Source organism: Salegentibacter tibetensis (genome assembly GCF_020164485.1).
Lineage (GTDB): Bacteria > Bacteroidota > Bacteroidia > Flavobacteriales > Flavobacteriaceae > Salegentibacter > Salegentibacter tibetensis.
The window spans coordinates 104,641-118,699 of sequence record NZ_JAIQZA010000010.1 but is presented as its reverse complement, the minus strand read 5'-3'; the positions used below and the strand labels follow the sequence as shown (position 1 = coordinate 118,699).

17 protein-coding genes are annotated in these 14,059 nt (G+C 36.7%); 9 read left to right on the top strand and 8 right to left on the bottom strand.

The window, feature by feature from the left end; translation table 11 throughout:
- Nucleotides 1-253: 253 nt before the first annotated feature.
- Nucleotides 254-1,234: a D-alanine--D-alanine ligase gene (locus tag LB467_RS07415; protein ID WP_224473398.1), complete on the bottom strand. Its 981-nt coding sequence runs from the start codon at nt 1,232-1,234 to the stop codon at nt 254-256.
- A 316-nt stretch (nt 1,235-1,550) separates the two neighbouring features.
- On the opposite strand from LB467_RS07415, the gene LB467_RS07410 reads away from it, so the two are divergent.
- The 4 genes from LB467_RS07410 (at nt 1,551) to LB467_RS07395 (ending at nt 3,930) form a co-directional block, all read left to right on the top strand.
- Entirely contained in the window at nt 1,551-2,168 is a 618-nt protein-coding gene (locus LB467_RS07410) for a PASTA domain-containing protein (RefSeq protein WP_224473397.1), read from the top strand.
- On the top strand, nt 2,168-3,214 hold the full coding sequence (locus LB467_RS07405) for an RluA family pseudouridine synthase (protein WP_224473396.1): 1,047 nt from the start codon (nt 2,168-2,170) through the stop codon (nt 3,212-3,214). The genes LB467_RS07410 and LB467_RS07405 overlap by 1 nt, the downstream gene beginning before the upstream one ends.
- Before the next feature lie 34 nt (nt 3,215-3,248).
- Nucleotides 3,249-3,422: a hypothetical protein gene (locus LB467_RS07400; protein ID WP_224473395.1), complete on the top strand. Its 174-nt coding sequence runs from the start codon at nt 3,249-3,251 to the stop codon at nt 3,420-3,422.
- A 223-nt stretch (nt 3,423-3,645) separates the two neighbouring features.
- Nucleotides 3,646-3,930 (top strand): GIY-YIG nuclease family protein, encoded by a 285-nt coding sequence (locus tag LB467_RS07395; RefSeq protein ID WP_224473394.1) that lies wholly within the window; start codon nt 3,646-3,648, stop codon nt 3,928-3,930.
- A gap of 226 nt (nt 3,931-4,156) precedes the next feature.
- On the opposite strand, the gene LB467_RS07390 is transcribed toward LB467_RS07395, so the two are convergent.
- Nucleotides 4,157-4,885 carry an SDR family oxidoreductase gene (locus LB467_RS07390; RefSeq protein ID WP_224473393.1) on the bottom strand — a complete coding sequence of 243 codons (729 nt, stop codon included), beginning with the start codon at nt 4,883-4,885 and terminating at the stop codon, nt 4,157-4,159.
- 228 nt (nt 4,886-5,113) lie between these two features.
- On the opposite strand from LB467_RS07390, the gene LB467_RS07385 reads away from it, so the two are divergent.
- The gene (locus LB467_RS07385; RefSeq protein ID WP_224473392.1) at nt 5,114-5,347 is read left to right on the top strand and encodes a hypothetical protein; all 234 of its coding nucleotides are present in this window, start codon (nt 5,114-5,116) and stop codon (nt 5,345-5,347) included.
- On the top strand, nt 5,331-5,630 hold the full coding sequence (locus LB467_RS07380; protein ID WP_224473391.1) for a type II toxin-antitoxin system RelE/ParE family toxin: 300 nt from the start codon (nt 5,331-5,333) through the stop codon (nt 5,628-5,630). Before LB467_RS07385 ends, LB467_RS07380 begins: the two co-directional genes overlap by 17 nt.
- Nucleotides 5,631-5,848: 218 nt before the next feature.
- Here LB467_RS07380 and LB467_RS07375 read toward each other — a convergent pair whose 3' ends face one another.
- The 5 genes from LB467_RS07375 to LB467_RS07355 form a co-directional block, all read right to left on the bottom strand.
- Nucleotides 5,849-6,097 (bottom strand): hypothetical protein, encoded by a 249-nt coding sequence (locus LB467_RS07375; protein WP_224473390.1) that lies wholly within the window; start codon nt 6,095-6,097, stop codon nt 5,849-5,851.
- Between the two features lie 94 nt (nt 6,098-6,191).
- Nucleotides 6,192-6,488, bottom strand: coding sequence for a TIGR03643 family protein (locus LB467_RS07370; RefSeq protein ID WP_224473389.1), 297 nt, complete (start codon nt 6,486-6,488; stop codon nt 6,192-6,194).
- A gap of 377 nt (nt 6,489-6,865) precedes the next feature.
- Nucleotides 6,866-7,846, bottom strand: a complete 981-nt coding sequence (locus LB467_RS07365) for an HNH endonuclease (RefSeq protein WP_224473388.1) — start codon at nt 7,844-7,846, stop codon at nt 6,866-6,868.
- 3 nt (nt 7,847-7,849) lie between these two features.
- Nucleotides 7,850-10,993, bottom strand: coding sequence for a DEAD/DEAH box helicase (locus LB467_RS07360; RefSeq protein WP_224473387.1), 3,144 nt, complete (start codon nt 10,991-10,993; stop codon nt 7,850-7,852).
- On the bottom strand, nt 10,990-11,376 hold the full coding sequence (locus LB467_RS07355; protein WP_224473386.1) for a (deoxy)nucleoside triphosphate pyrophosphohydrolase: 387 nt from the start codon (nt 11,374-11,376) through the stop codon (nt 10,990-10,992). The genes LB467_RS07360 and LB467_RS07355 overlap by 4 nt, the downstream gene beginning before the upstream one ends.
- A 377-nt stretch (nt 11,377-11,753) precedes the next feature.
- On the opposite strand from LB467_RS07355, the gene LB467_RS07350 reads away from it, so the two are divergent.
- On the top strand, nt 11,754-12,155 hold the full coding sequence (locus LB467_RS07350; protein ID WP_224473385.1) for an NUDIX hydrolase: 402 nt from the start codon (nt 11,754-11,756) through the stop codon (nt 12,153-12,155).
- An 87-nt stretch (nt 12,156-12,242) separates the two neighbouring features.
- Nucleotides 12,243-12,734, top strand: a complete 492-nt coding sequence (locus tag LB467_RS07345; protein WP_224473384.1) for a CIA30 family protein — start codon at nt 12,243-12,245, stop codon at nt 12,732-12,734.
- A 68-nt stretch (nt 12,735-12,802) separates the two neighbouring features.
- Here LB467_RS07345 and LB467_RS07340 read toward each other — a convergent pair whose 3' ends face one another.
- A complete protein-coding gene (locus LB467_RS07340; RefSeq protein ID WP_224473383.1) occupies nt 12,803-13,024 on the bottom strand; it encodes a hypothetical protein in 222 nt (73 codons plus the stop codon).
- Nucleotides 13,025-13,281: 257 nt separating this feature from the next.
- On the opposite strand from LB467_RS07340, the gene yaaA reads away from it, so the two are divergent.
- Complete coding sequence (gene yaaA, locus LB467_RS07335; RefSeq protein ID WP_224473382.1) at nt 13,282-14,043, top strand: peroxide stress protein YaaA; 762 nt, start codon at nt 13,282-13,284, stop codon at nt 14,041-14,043.
- Nucleotides 14,044-14,059 lie beyond the last annotated feature (16 nt).

The window sequence follows — 14,059 nt, the reverse complement described above, 5'->3', positions numbered from 1 at the left end:
AATCGAAGTATGAATTTGTAAATTCTGAGTGTCTTTAGGGTACTTAAGTTCAGCTCTCTTCTTTTAATTTAGCTTAATATAAATATATTAATACAAGTCTAAAGGAGTGGTCCCGATGTAATCGGGAATGTATCGAGAAGTGGCATTGTAACTATCAAACCTGTCTCGATACAGCGCTATTTTCGCTTTAGGCTCAAATACCGCTACTCGACCTGACGACGGAGTTATGTACCATAAATTCCATCTTTACTGGTTAGCGTGCCTTCAAAGCCGTTTCAATCGCACTCCCGTAAAGATCGGTTAAACTGATGCCGGCAGCTTCTGCTTGCTGAGGTAAAATACTCGCCTGACTCAATCCCGGGGTGGTATTCATTTCAATAAAATGAGGATCCCCATTATGGAAAATAAATTCAGATCGGGTAAATCCGCGCATTTTTAGTTTTTTATAAATCAATTTAGCAATCTCCTGTACCTGTTTGGTCTTTTCTTCAGAAATATTCGCCGGAGTGATCTCCTGGGATTTTCCTAAATATTTAGCTTCATAATCAAAGAATTCATTTTCAGAAATAATCTCGGTAACCGGGAGCGCCTTTACTTTTCCTTTATAGGTAATCACCCCTACGGAAACCTCGGTGCCATCAAGAAAAGATTCAATAATCACTTCATCATCTTCCTTAAAAGCAGTTTTTGTGGCGGGAATTAATTCCTCTTCAGCTTTAACTTTAGTGATCCCAAAACTACTGCCGGCACGATTGGCCTTTATAAAACAGGGCAAACCAACTTTCGCAAGAATTTCTTCAGGCTTTACTTTATCTTCCTTATTCAGAAAATAATTTACGGCAGATTTAATTCCATAGGGTTTTAAAACACTTATCAGGTCACGTTTATTAAAGGTTAAAGCCGCCTGATAATAACCACAGGTGGTTTGCGGGATGCCCACCAATTCCAGGTAAGCCTGAAGCAAACCGTTTTCTCCCGGTGTACCGTGAATGGTATTAAACACACAATCGAAAGAAATGGTTTTTCCGTCTATTCTTACCGTAAAATCGTTTTTATTGATCGGGTAGGGCGTATCGTCATCGGCTACTACTACCCATTCCTTTTGCAAAATATGCACCCGGTATGGTTCGTATAAATCGCGGTTCAAATGTTTATAAACCATATTTCCGCTATTGATGGAAATATGATACTCACTGGAAAAGCCGCCCATGGCGATGGCAATTTTTTTCTTCATCTGTGTAGTTTGGCGTTTTTAGTTTGTGGTTTAATACTATCGACTTTATTACAAAGCTTATTGTTAGGTGAAAAATATTTTAACCGAAATATGCGTTGAAACCTATATGCTAAATTATCCGTGGGATAAGTTAGCATTCAATTGAAAAAATTAAAGGTTTACAAGTCTGCATAGCAATCGTTATAAGTCCGCACAGTGCGTAAACCATAAACTTTAAACCTTGAACAATAAACCGGCAAAGCCGAAACAACAAATCTACAAACAATCTGCAACCAAAAGCAGGGGTTTTATATCTTTGCTGCTTAGAAACAAATGTATGGGATTCTTTAAATTTATTTTCAGCAAAACATTTTTAATTCAATTAGTGATTGCTGCAATTGTAGTTATAGTAATTGCTTTTTTAGCTTTAAAATGGTTGGATTACTCTACAAACCAGGATCAGCGTATAGCAGTTCCAGACCTTTCTAAACAGTCTTTAGATGTGGTGGATGATAAACTGGCGGCGCTTGATCTAAGATTTGAAATCCTGGATTCGGCAAATTTTAATCCCGATTTTCCTCGATATTCAGTGATAGAGCAGGTGCCGGAACCGGGACAATTTGTAAAAGAAAATCGAAAAATTTACCTGACCTTAAATCCGTCTGGTTATAGAAAAATAATGATCCCTGACCTGATTAGACGAACCCGAAGACAGGCAGAACCAACGCTTAGGTCTTTAGGCTTTGAAATTGGCGATATTAGCTACAAACCGGACATTGCTGAAGATGCGGTATTGGAGTTGAGACATAAAGGCCAAAAACTGGAGCCCGGAGACGAACTCATGAAGACATCTACCATAGATTTGGTGCTGGGCGATGGCTCCGGCAGATATAGAATGGAAGGCGAAGAGGAGCAGGATAGTATAATTTCTGAAGAGGAGGAAATTGAATTTTAATGAAAGAGAACGAGCAACACGAAATAGAGGAACAGGACGAAACTTTATACGAACATCATAAATTTGAAGCCGGTCCCGGCCAAAGCCCATTGCGGGTAGATAAATTCCTGATGAATTTTATTGAAAACGCGACCCGTAATAAAATTCAGAAAGCCGCGAAGACCGGAAATATCTACGTTAACGAAGAAAAGGTAAAACAAAATTATAAGGTAAAGGCCGGCGATGTGGTACAGGTAATGTTCGAGCATCCGCCCTATGAGTTTTTACTTACCCCGGAGAATATTCCTCTGGATATAGTTTACGAAGACGATACCTTGCTGGTGGTAAACAAACCTGCCGGAATGGTAGTGCACCCCGGGCACGGAAATTATAGCGGCACGCTTATTAACGCCCTGATCTATCATTTTGAAAATCTTCCCAATAACTCCAGCGACCGCCCGGGATTGGTACATAGAATTGACAAAGACACAAGCGGACTTTTAGTTATTGCTAAAACTGAAGAAGCGATGGCTCATCTCTCAAAGCAGTTTTTCGATAAAACCAGCGACAGGGAATACGTGGCTTTGGTTTGGGGAAATGTGGAAGAAGATGAGGGCAGGGTTGAAGGCAATATTGGCCGTCATCCTAAAAACCGTTTACAAAACACGGTTTACGATGGCGATGAGGCCGAAAAAGGAAAACCCGCCGTTACCCATTACAAAGTTTTAGAACGTTTCGGCTATGTAACGCTTGTTTCCTGCAAACTGGAAACCGGAAGAACCCACCAGATTCGGGTGCATATGAAGCATATTGGCCATACGCTGTTTAATGACGAACGTTACGGTGGCGAAAGAATTCTGAAGGGAACTACTTTTAGTAAGTACAAACAATTTGTAGATAATTGTTTTAAGATATTACCCCGCCAGGCACTTCACGCGAAAACCCTTGGCTTTACCCATCCAAAAACCGGGGAAGCAATGAGCTTCAATACCGAAATCCCGGAAGATATCCAGGCTTGCATCGAGAAATGGCGCAATTACGCAAAAAACCAGAAAGAGGTTTTGTAAAATTTTCGTTATCTTTAAAAGAAAGCTTGTTGAGATGGAAAATATACATTTAAAGGTCAAATCTAAGGAAGCCTGCAAAAATCTAATGCAGTTTTTGAAGAAATTCAGTAAAAATGAACTGGAGATTATTTCTGAATCAGATTTCGAAAAGCAAAAAGCAGAGCTTGAAAAGAGCTGGAAGCAATCGAAAATGGGGATTCAGATTTAATGGATATCGATGAATTTGATAGCTATCTAGAAAAGGTGCTATCAGTCTAAATCTTACCGTCACCCTGAACTTGTTTCAGAGCCTGTCCCGATTTTTATCGGGGGTATAACTTGTTCAGAACTTCCCTCATCATAGATCCTGAAATGAATTCAGGATAACGTTGGATTCGTCACTCTAATTTGTTTCAGAGTATAAGTTTAATTATAGTTCCTTATTTTTAGGAATGCAGAAGAGCTATGTATACCTACTTTCCAATTCTACCAGAACAATGATTTATATAGGTGTAACTTCTGATTTAAAAAAGCGAATTACAGAGCATAAAAGCGAAATTGGCTCTTTATTTACCAGAAAATATCACCTTAAATTTTTAATTTATTTTGAAGAATTTACAGAAATCCAGCAGGCTATCGCCAGGGAAAAACAATTAAAAAACTGGCACAAGGAATGGAAGTGGAATTTAGCAAAATCGACGAATCCAAACCTGAAGGATCTTTTTGAAGATTTGTAGTTGGTGACAAGTCTCACGTCATGCTGAACTGGTTTCAGCATCTAACATGTTTAGAATGCCAATCAACCTAGATCCTGAAATAAATTCAGGATGACGTTGATGACATGACATAATTTATCAATTCGTTTTAAAAGCAATAAAAAAGCTCCTCCCATTATTTTTAAGGAGAGCCCGCCTGAATGACGAAGTTGGGCAGGGTGGCCATAGGCCGGAGTGGTTATGGGGTCTAACTCTTCCCTGTAGGTTTTATAAGCAACTCATTCACATTCACATTATCGGGTTGGTTAGTGGCGTAAAGCACTGCATCGGCTATATTCTTGGGGTCTAATTTTGATTCGCCGTTGCCATAATTTTTGTATTCCAGTAATTCCTCGTCGGTAATGTCTTCTCTAAGATCGGTTGCTACTGTTCCCGGTTCTATAGAAGTGACCCGAATATTAAAGTCGGGAGAAAGTTCCATACGCATCGCCCTGGAAAGTTCTATTACCGCAGCTTTAGAAGCGCCATATACCGCACCGCCTTCAAAGATCTCTTTTCCGTCTACCGAGGCAATATTGATAATATGCCCGCTTTTTTGTTTCTTCATCATCGGGAGCACGGCGTGAATACAACGCAGCGTACCTTTTACGTTCACTTCTATGGTTTGCAGCCAGTCATCAAGCTTTCGGTTTTTAAGATAGGTGAGGGGCATTACTCCGGCACAATTCACCAGAATATCTATTTGCCCGAATCGATCGTATATTTTTTCAAAAGCATCGGTCACACTTTCATTCTGACTAACGTCCATTTCCACTTCAAAACTTTGACTAAGGCCTTTGCCGATTTCTTTTAGTTTATCCAGGCTTCGGCTAGCTAAAGCCACTTTGCAGCCTTTTTTTGATAATTCTTCGGCAATAGATTTTCCAATTCCGCTGCTTGCGCCCGTAACTACAGCTACTTTATCATTTAAATCCATAATTTCTATTTATCGGTTGACTTGCAAGTTGCGAGGATTTTAAAGTTTATGGCGTTAAAGAAGTTTGAAATAACAGCAATTTAACTAGTGGGGTTTTCAACTACGAACGGCTTTGACCCCGAGATGAATTCGGGGGACCTTCCTTAGGTCATCCTAAAACAAGTTTTGTAACAGTTAAAAAACTCTAAGAAAGAATAAAAGTTAAACTCAATATTGTAAATTTGAGTTATGGACATGGATATTCAAAATAAGAAAATAGAATTAATTCAGTGGTTAAGCACCCTGAATGATGAATCTATTATTGAAAAGATAATGAAGTTGCGGGAAAGTGAGAAAATTGACTGGTGGAATGAAATCTCCAAAGAAGAGAAAGAATCTATTGAACAAGGAATTAAGGATGCTGATTCCGGGAAATTAAAATCTCATTTAGAAGCAAGGAAATTATATGAAAAGTGGTTATAAAATTCTGTGGACTGACCACGCACTCTCCGAATTAAATGATACAATTGAATATTTAGAAAAAAAATGGACTGAAAGAGAATTGAAAAATTTCTCAAGGAAACTTGATCATACTATTGAATTAATTTCTAAAAATCCAGAGTTGTTTCAAGTTTTTAAAAAGAACGATGTAAGAAGAGCGGTAGTTGCAAAATTTAATAATCTCTGTTACCGGGTAAATGATGATACGATTGAAATTTTATCTATATTTTCAAACAGACAGGATCCAGACAAAATAAAGATTTGAAAATCATGAAACAAAGCGTATTCTGAATTATGTTATAAAGGAGTATGGATTTTTTCAGAGTCTGCCCAGCATCTTTCCGGATGTAAGAAAGTGTAACTTAATTCACCTTAGATGCTGAAACAAGTTCAGCATGACGTTGATATCGTCACCCTGAATTTATTTCAGGGTCTAGGTTGTTTTTAAAATTTACAGGAGAATTTATTTTATAAGTGATAATCTCAATTCAACGAACAATTCACATTGGTCATCATTTTCCAGGAACAGATAAATTCCGGGAGCTTTTTAGCTGAATTCAGTTTTTTCTTAAACCTGATCTTGATGAATTTCCCTCCGGCGGTTTTGTATTGATAATTCGCCGAATTAAGCAAACGTCCGTTATAATCTATGATTATTCCTCCGGAATTTCTCCAAAGAAAACTGCCGCTAAAGGCCTTTACGAGTTTGGGATACTTAGAGGAACCTGCCATAATTTGAGTTTTTGTAAGGTATAAGATAAGGAAAAAGAAAGTTTTATCTAAAGCTTAGTTTAAAATTAATTGGTTTCCCGTGTTTAAAACAAGGCTAATATTTCTTCTTTGAAATGCGATTCCCGGTGATTTGGCGTTGTGCCGAAGATTTAAACCTCGAGATCTCGTTATCCCTTAGTTTTGCATGTTTGGTCTTTCTACCCTGAACCCTGGCGCGCCATTTTCTCCAGTTGCGCGGGTGCATTTGCTCCTGCATAAATTTTATCACGTCCTTTTCTACAAGACCAAACTGGTACTCTATAGCTTCAAAAGGCGTACGATCCTCCCAGGCCATAGCAATAACCCGATCTTGCTGGCGCTCATCTAATTCAAATTTTTCAGCGATCTTCATTTTTTACTCGATAATCGAGATTTAAATACTCCGAGGTTTGTCTCGAAAATTAAACAATTGTTCACTACCAATGACTCGTGAGCCTGCTTGGAGCTAATTTATTCTCAAAATTAAAAAATACAGGATTTTAGGAGGTTGAACATTGGTGAAGATTTTTGTAAATTAAAATGAAATTTGGGCGTTACCCTAACGGGGCGCGCTTTACGTTTCAATCTTTTTGCTCGATAATCGAGATTTAATGCTTCAGGGTTTGTCTTGAATTTGAAGGTTTTTTATAAATACTTCGGGATTTTACTCCGGAGGTAGTTTGCCCGTCCCTCACAAAAAGGATTTCCACTGCAATCCCTAACGCAGAAATCTTTGTTCGTTATGATATTTCAATGCATAAAAACTTCCTTATTATGCCATTTTAAAGCTTCTTGAGGTGGAAACCAATCTTGTTTTTCGGGTAATAGAATCTGCTTGCCTTCAAAATCGGAGAGAGGAAAGCTAGAGTTTTCTTCTTCTATTGTTGGTGAAATTCTAACTAAGAAATCTGAATTAATGGTGATTAAACCTCGATCAAAGGCGCGGTGGAGCGTTGGGGATAATGCTATGCCATTTGTTACAGTATCATCATTTGAAATACTAAATGGATAAATATGGCAGGCATCCACCATTTGGATATTATGAGCTGAATTTATTTTTAAACCCGAAATACAGCATGTGTAATCGTAAATTTTAGGAACTGTTCTTTTAAATAAGCCTCCACGAACAAATATTTCTTCTTCGAACTCATTTTCTTCCAGAGTTTCTTTTAACTGCTTAATGTGATTCTGATAAAGTTCACTTGGCTCGTTTAGAATTTCATTTTCAATTTTATCTTCTTCGTAATAACTATCTGGTCTTAAATAATTAATCTTGAAATCTGGGAAATAAAATTCGATTAAAAGCTGTTCAAACCATAGCTGGTTTTCAGGCTGCTGAAGTAATAGAAATAACTCCTTGTCAACTTCAGCAAAGACAATGGATTCATTCAAATTATTAAAGCTTTTTATGCTTTTTGACCGGGTTGTCTCTATTCGTTTTCCTGGTTTTGCTACTAAATGCCAGAATGGTTCCGATCTCATATGAAAAAATGGCAAGGCAAAATTTCTGGAATGATCAGTAGTTACCAATTGCGCCCAATTTTGCTTAAAAGCCAGAAGAATTTCTGATGTAATAAAAATTCGATTTGAGGTTATTTTATCTTTAGCAATTAATTGAATTATGGAAAGTAAAAGAATAGGTTTATGAGGAGCCCTACCAAGGTTTTTATTAAAACCCCGATTAAGTTTCTTGAAATAGTTCGAGTATTTAAAGATGATCTCTTCTGACATTTTTTATCCAACAGCCAATTTTTGACTTTCTTTTAAAATATAAGATGGCATTTCTTCGTGTAATCTCCATTCAACGTTCATCGGCTTAGCGCCTTTTGACTTCACAAAATCTGCTTCCCCTAAAAATGTATACGACATTGTAAAACCGTATTCATCTACATTCTGCTCTCTAACAAACAAGAGTATTTTTTTACCTTTTTCTCGATGTTTAATATAGGATTCGCCTTTTGGAGAATCGGGTGCGGTACTGTTTTGGGATTGCCAGTGAAAAAGTTTTTTATTTAATGCATAATCTTCATACATCGTAGTAGGGGAATATTCTTTTTCAGTTTTCTTAAGGGTTACAAAGAGGGCTTCAATATTCAATTCTTTGTTTTGAGCCACACCTTCACGATTTGATGATTTTTTCTGAAAAGTACTCAATCCTAAAGCAGCTAAAATTTCTTCCCGATTATATCTACTGTGTAGTTTTAATGCGAATGGAAATTCTAAATCAATATTTTTTTCTACAAATTCTATTTTTTCAATTAAATGCTCAAGATATTCTTTTAACTCTTGGAGCATAAATTTGTTCTTTCTTAAAATATCAATACTCGTCGCGAGATCTGTGAATTTCAGTTTTTCACCACTTTCTTGCCATACATCGTAATGAAACATTAAAAGCATCGTTTCCTGCTTCTTCGAAAGCAATCTTAAGTTCAAATTATTGTTGATTAAATCTTGAATAAATCTAAAGTAACTTAAAGAATTACAATTGATCAATTTTCTTTGCATGCACGCGGTAAATTCTTTTTCCTGTGGCTCTTTAAAATCAGGAATTACACCGGCGTCTGCACATAAGCGTTTCCAGCTTCCTTTCTTATAAATTTGACGAATATCTAAGTGATGAAATTCCAGAAAGTTATTTAAAGTAAGCGGCAGCGTAGAATGATGTTTGAATGCTTTTATTTTTTGGAGAAGTTGTGGACGTCTGAACTCTGTTGCTTCACGAATATTTTTTAGAATTACTTCTTTTGCTTTTTTCTCCAGAACGATAGAACATCCAAGCGGTAAATGCGGAAATTCGTCTTCAATTTCCTTAATTATTGATGTGTGAGTCTTGCCAACAAGTGCACGGAATTTATGCTCAAAATCATATTCGGCCCGTGCATTGCCAACAAAATCGAGAACAGTTAAACAGTCTTTGTTTTCAGCAAGCCTAAGTCCACGACCTAATTGCTGTAAGAATACGGTTAAACTTTCAGTAGGTCTTAAAAAAAGAACTGTGTCTATATTGGGAATATCGACTCCCTCGTTAAAAATATCAACCACAAACAGATAATTAATCTCCTTTCGTAAAAGTTGATTTCGAATTTTATCTCTAGAATCACTATTACCACTAACCAGATAATTAGCTTTAAGATTGGCAAGCGTAAATTTTTCTGCCATAAATTTTGCGTGCTCCTGGCTTATGCAAAACCCCAAAGCTTGTACATCGTTTATATCTGTTAAATATTCCTCGCAGTTTTTAATTATATCTGCAACTCGGTGGTCATCTTCTGTATATAGTTTTGTAAGTTCTCTAATTTCATATTTACCATTCCATTTTACATTACTTAAATCAACCGTATCAGAAAGAGCAAAGTATTGAAAAGGGCTAAGCAGCTTTCTATTTAATGCTTCAGGTAATCTTATTTCGGCTGCTATTTTATTATGAAAATCTTCCGCAATATCTCCGCCATCCATTCTCTCTGGAGTTGCGGTAAGCCCCAGTAAAATTTGAGGCTCAAAGCGATGAAGTATTGGACGGTAGCTGTTCGCCTTTATATGATGAACTTCATCTACGATTATGTAATCAAAAAAGCCTTCAGCTAAATCAAGATTTTCCAAACGGCTATGTAAAGTCTGGACCGAAGCAAAAAGATGGTTATATCTTTCAGGCTCGTAACCATCCACCCATAATTCCCCGAAATTGGCATCTCTTAGCAAGTGCTGAAAAGTTGCCTTCGCTTGTTGAAGAATCTCTTTTCGGTGCGCGACAAATAAAAAATTTGCATTTGGTTTTTTATCCTTAAATCTTTTAAAATCGAAGGCAGAAATAACGGTTTTTCCTGTTCCTGTTGCCGCTACTAATAAGTTTTTATTTCGCTTATGAATTTCTCTTTCTGCCTGCAATTTTGATAAAATCTCTTCCTGATATGGATATGGTTTGAGATCAAAAAAAGCGCTAATTTGACTTGTATTATAAGTGTTTTCCCTTTTTAGGGCCTTACTTAACTTTATTCGATCAGTTTGATATTTATAGTGTTCAAACTCCGGATCTTCCCAATATGTTTCAAAGGTCTTTTGGAATTTATCAATGATATGTCCAATTTCTTGGGTGGTAACTTTAAGGTTCCATTCTAAACCATTGGTTAGTGCAGACCGCGAAAGATTAGAAGACCCAATATAACCGGTATGAAACCCAGAATTCCTCAGAAATAAGTATGCTTTGGCATGCAATCTTTCGTGCTCTGAATTATAAGAAACCTTTATTTCAGTATTTGGTAGTGATGAGAGGTACTCTATGGCTTTTACATCTGTAGCACCCATATAGGAGGTAGTAATAATCTTCAATTTTTTACCGCTTCTGGTAAATTCTTCGAGCTCCTTTTTAAATATTCTAATGCCTGAAAATTTAATGAAAGATACTAGCCAACAAATTTCGTCAGCAGAAAGAATTTCTTTTTTGATTTCGCTCTCAAGGGAAATTCCAACATTATTTCCGGTAAAAAGCTCACTTTGGCTTAATCGGGTGTAAGGAGTAATTTCCTTCAACCTAGCTTCTAAATTTGAATAGGGAAAATCTAGTTTTGAAAATACCGCTTGTAAAATCTTCCCTTCACTTTCTATTAAATTATCAGAAAACTCTACATCTTTGAGCTCTTCAACTAATAAATTAATAATCTTATTTGATAATTCAATCTGTTTTAAAGGGCGGTTTTTGTCTTTGATTTCGTTTAATGCAAACTTTATAGTCTCAGACAAATAAGTGCTTAAATATTGTGAAGCTTCTTCTTTATCTAAAGCAGTTTCGCTTACATGGAACTTTTGTAAATCTACATCCTCGAGTTTGTTGGAAACTATTTTATTTATTAATTGCTCGTAAAGACCGGTTTCAAAACTCATTTATACGTTTTAATATAATAGTTAACAATTGGTATATCCGCTTCCGCCCAATCTAAGCTTTTCAACTTTTCAATAGGCAACCATTCAACCTTTGTATGCTCAAAAAGCACGATTTTAAAAGTTTGCAAGGAACAGCGAAAAGGTATCAACTCGATTACATTAGACATAGAATAATTGTGTTGGTTCGAAGGTAATTGCTCCAGAATTTTAATTTCAACTCCCAATTCTTCCCTAATTTCTCTTATTAAGCATTCTTCAAAAGTCTCTTCTTTTACTTTTCCGCCAGGAAACTCCCATTTGTTGGGTAAATCCATTTTACTGCTTCTTTGAGCACATAAAACTTTGCCATTATGCTCAATAATAGCACAAGAAACCTTTATCATAAAGAGTATGATTTAATGAAATAACTCATTTGTGAAAAAGGATATTTTTTCAGGATAAAAAATTTAAGATAGCTAAATTTAACATTTAATTCAGAAACCAAAAAAGGTTTTCCGTAATGCTGTAAAAATTTATCAACTTTCAATTTTCATTCAATCAATGTTTATCTCCGGGAGCGGTTAATTCCCAGGAAACCTGAAACATATTAAAACATTATTTTTGCGTTTGTTTATACTATTCATTTTATTTTTGCCCAATGAACCAGCTTGCTGCTGGACCCAAAAACTGGCAACACACAACTTGTCCCGGATTTATTCCGGGAGGAATATGATTATAAGCCTGTGCCTAATTCTAAAATTGGGATAAAAATAATAAACAGATGAAAAACTACATAGACAAATTAGCTTACATCCACATTATAGATAACAAGATCTTAATGAGTCTTAGCCGGGGCAAGGATACCTGGTATATTCCCGGCGGGAAGCGGGAAGGAGATGAAAGCGATTTAGAAGCTTTAGTGCGGGAGGTGGCGGAGGAACTTTCAGTTAAACTACTTCCGCACAGCATTAAAAAATATGGTGTTTTTGAGGCACAGGCACACGGGCACCCGGAGGGCGTGATGGTAAGAATGACTTGTTATTTCGGCGATTTTACCGGTAAGCTTGCAGCAGCTTCAGAAATTGAAAAATTAGAGTTTTTTCCGTGGTCCAGAAAAGCAGAGAGTTCTGTAGTAGATCATTTAATATTTGATAATCTTAAGGAAAAGAAGTTGATTCAGTAAGGAAGTTGATTAATTCCCCGGAAATATCATAACTTGAAAACAAAAATGTTACAGCAACAAATCTTCTTTTTTTTAACGGTCTTGATTATGGGTAAATTACTTCTTTTTGATTTTAGTGCAAACGACGACTGGTCGGCCTGGGAAATAGAAAACGACGTGGTGATGGGAGGTAATTCTACCGCTAAGCTTGAAAGCAGTGCCGGAGGGAATGCTGTTTTTACAGGATCGGTTTCCCTGGAAAACAATGGCGGCTTTGCCTCCCTGCAAGCTCATTTTCCTTCTAAAAATATTAAAGGCTACAAAAAAGCGCTGATTTTGCTGAAAGGTGACGGAAAGACTTATCAATTCAGGATGAAATCAAATTTAAAAGATAGAGCTTCCTATATATACACTTTTAAAACCACCGGTGACTGGCAAACCGTGGAAGTTCCGCTAAAGGAAATGGAACCTGTTTTTCGCGGAAGAAAACTGGATCTCCCCAACTTTTCTGCCGATTCTATTCAGGAAATTCGGTTTTTGATCGGTAATAAAAAGGCAGAAGATTTTCGGCTGGAAATCGATAAGATCGAGTTGGAATAAGTCTTGGGTTTTCGAGTTAGGATTTTTCAGGTTTTACGCTACTTGAGAAATTATAACCTTTCTACTCATTATCTATGTTTGCTCATAAATGAATCATAGTCGGAGAATTTTCCTTCTTTTATTTCTTTTCTAGCTGTTTTAATTTCTCTTTTTTGGTCAGATGTCAATTCGTCCCGGAAATCGGCAGTTTTCTCTCTTTTAAAGATTTGTTTAATAGATTGAATAATCTTGGGATTGTTAGTGCTTAACAGCAATTTGGCCAGTTCTATTTTTTCTGTTTGAATATCCATCTCTAGATCATTTATTTCAAAAATATGAATTCTTAACTTAATTAGATTATTATTTGGCTTGTTTTTAAATACAGCATAACTTCTTTATAATTTCATAGTTTATATCAATATAATAGCAACAATTTATTTTTAGGGAAAGTTTATCTTTGAAATTAAAACCGTCCAACTATGAAATGAGCATAACGGGACTACAATACGAACACCAATGAAGATATGCGAATTGCATATGACCATTAAAAAACAAATAATATCCACTTATGAAAATTGTTGTTTCTCCGGCTAAAAGCCTGGATTACGAATCTAAATTACCTACTACCCGCGGCACGCAGCCCGCTTTTCTGGAAACCACCGCCAAACTCAACCGGAAGATGTCCAGAATGACCAAAAATGAGATTTCCGAATTGATGAGCATCAGCGATAAGCTGGCCGATCTTAATTATACCCGCTACCAGGAATTCGAGGAAGAACACAATAAAAAGAATTCCCGTCCCGCGATGTACGCTTTTGCCGGCGATGTTTATACCGGCCTGGATGCCTATACCATTCCCACCGAAAAATTGGACCGCCTGCAGGATACTCTGCGAATCCTTTCCGGACTCTACGGCGTGCTAAAACCACTAGACCTGATGCAGCCTTATCGCTTAGAAATGGGGACTTCGGTAGGAATCGAACGAAAGAATAGCCTTTATGAAGTTTGGCAACCTAAAGTAACTAAACTGCTAAACAAGGAAATGGAAGAAGGGGAACTTTTTATCAACCTGGCCAGCAACGAATATTTTAAAGCCGTAGATACCAAAAAACTAAAAGCCGAAGTGATCTCACCCGTTTTTAAAGATTTTAAGAATGGAAAATTAAAGATCATCAGTTTCTTCGCTAAAAAAGCCCGTGGCGCGATGGTGCGTTATATTATAGACAAAGACGTAAGAACCCTGGAAGACCTTAAAGCTTTCGATTATATGGATTACCGTTTTAGCGAGGAACACACTGAGAAGGAGAGTGAGCCGGTTTTTATTAGATAGTTGTTTGTTGTTTAAA

Bases quoted from the DNA above. Each gene is read 5' to 3' on its own strand.
- LB467_RS07390 (WP_224473393.1), bottom strand. From the start codon at position 4,885: ATGGATTTAAATGATAAAGTAGCTGTAGTTACGGGCGCAAGCAGCGGA.
- LB467_RS07375 (WP_224473390.1), bottom strand. From the start codon at position 6,097: ATGGCAGGTTCCTCTAAGTATCCCAAACTCGTAAAGGCCTTTAGCGGC.
- LB467_RS07360 (WP_224473387.1), bottom strand. From the start codon at position 10,993: ATGAGTTTTGAAACCGGTCTTTACGAGCAATTAATAAATAAAATAGTT.
- LB467_RS07380 (WP_224473391.1), top strand. From the start codon at position 5,331: ATGAAAAGTGGTTATAAAATTCTGTGGACTGACCACGCACTCTCCGAA.
- LB467_RS07395 (WP_224473394.1), top strand. From the start codon at position 3,646: ATGCAGAAGAGCTATGTATACCTACTTTCCAATTCTACCAGAACAATG.
- LB467_RS07370 (WP_224473389.1), bottom strand. From the start codon at position 6,488: ATGAAGATCGCTGAAAAATTTGAATTAGATGAGCGCCAGCAAGATCGG.
- LB467_RS07410 (WP_224473397.1), top strand. From the start codon at position 1,551: ATGGGATTCTTTAAATTTATTTTCAGCAAAACATTTTTAATTCAATTA.
- LB467_RS07350 (WP_224473385.1), top strand. From the start codon at position 11,754: ATGAAAAACTACATAGACAAATTAGCTTACATCCACATTATAGATAAC.
- LB467_RS07405 (WP_224473396.1), top strand. From the start codon at position 2,168: ATGAAAGAGAACGAGCAACACGAAATAGAGGAACAGGACGAAACTTTA.
- LB467_RS07400 (WP_224473395.1), top strand. From the start codon at position 3,249: ATGGAAAATATACATTTAAAGGTCAAATCTAAGGAAGCCTGCAAAAAT.
- yaaA (WP_224473382.1), top strand. From the start codon at position 13,282: ATGAAAATTGTTGTTTCTCCGGCTAAAAGCCTGGATTACGAATCTAAA.
- LB467_RS07340 (WP_224473383.1), bottom strand. From the start codon at position 13,024: ATGGATATTCAAACAGAAAAAATAGAACTGGCCAAATTGCTGTTAAGC.
- LB467_RS07415 (WP_224473398.1), bottom strand. From the start codon at position 1,234: ATGAAGAAAAAAATTGCCATCGCCATGGGCGGCTTTTCCAGTGAGTAT.
- LB467_RS07385 (WP_224473392.1), top strand. From the start codon at position 5,114: ATGGACATGGATATTCAAAATAAGAAAATAGAATTAATTCAGTGGTTA.
- LB467_RS07345 (WP_224473384.1), top strand. From the start codon at position 12,243: ATGGGTAAATTACTTCTTTTTGATTTTAGTGCAAACGACGACTGGTCG.
- LB467_RS07365 (WP_224473388.1), bottom strand. From the start codon at position 7,846: ATGTCAGAAGAGATCATCTTTAAATACTCGAACTATTTCAAGAAACTT.
- LB467_RS07355 (WP_224473386.1), bottom strand. From the start codon at position 11,376: ATGATAAAGGTTTCTTGTGCTATTATTGAGCATAATGGCAAAGTTTTA.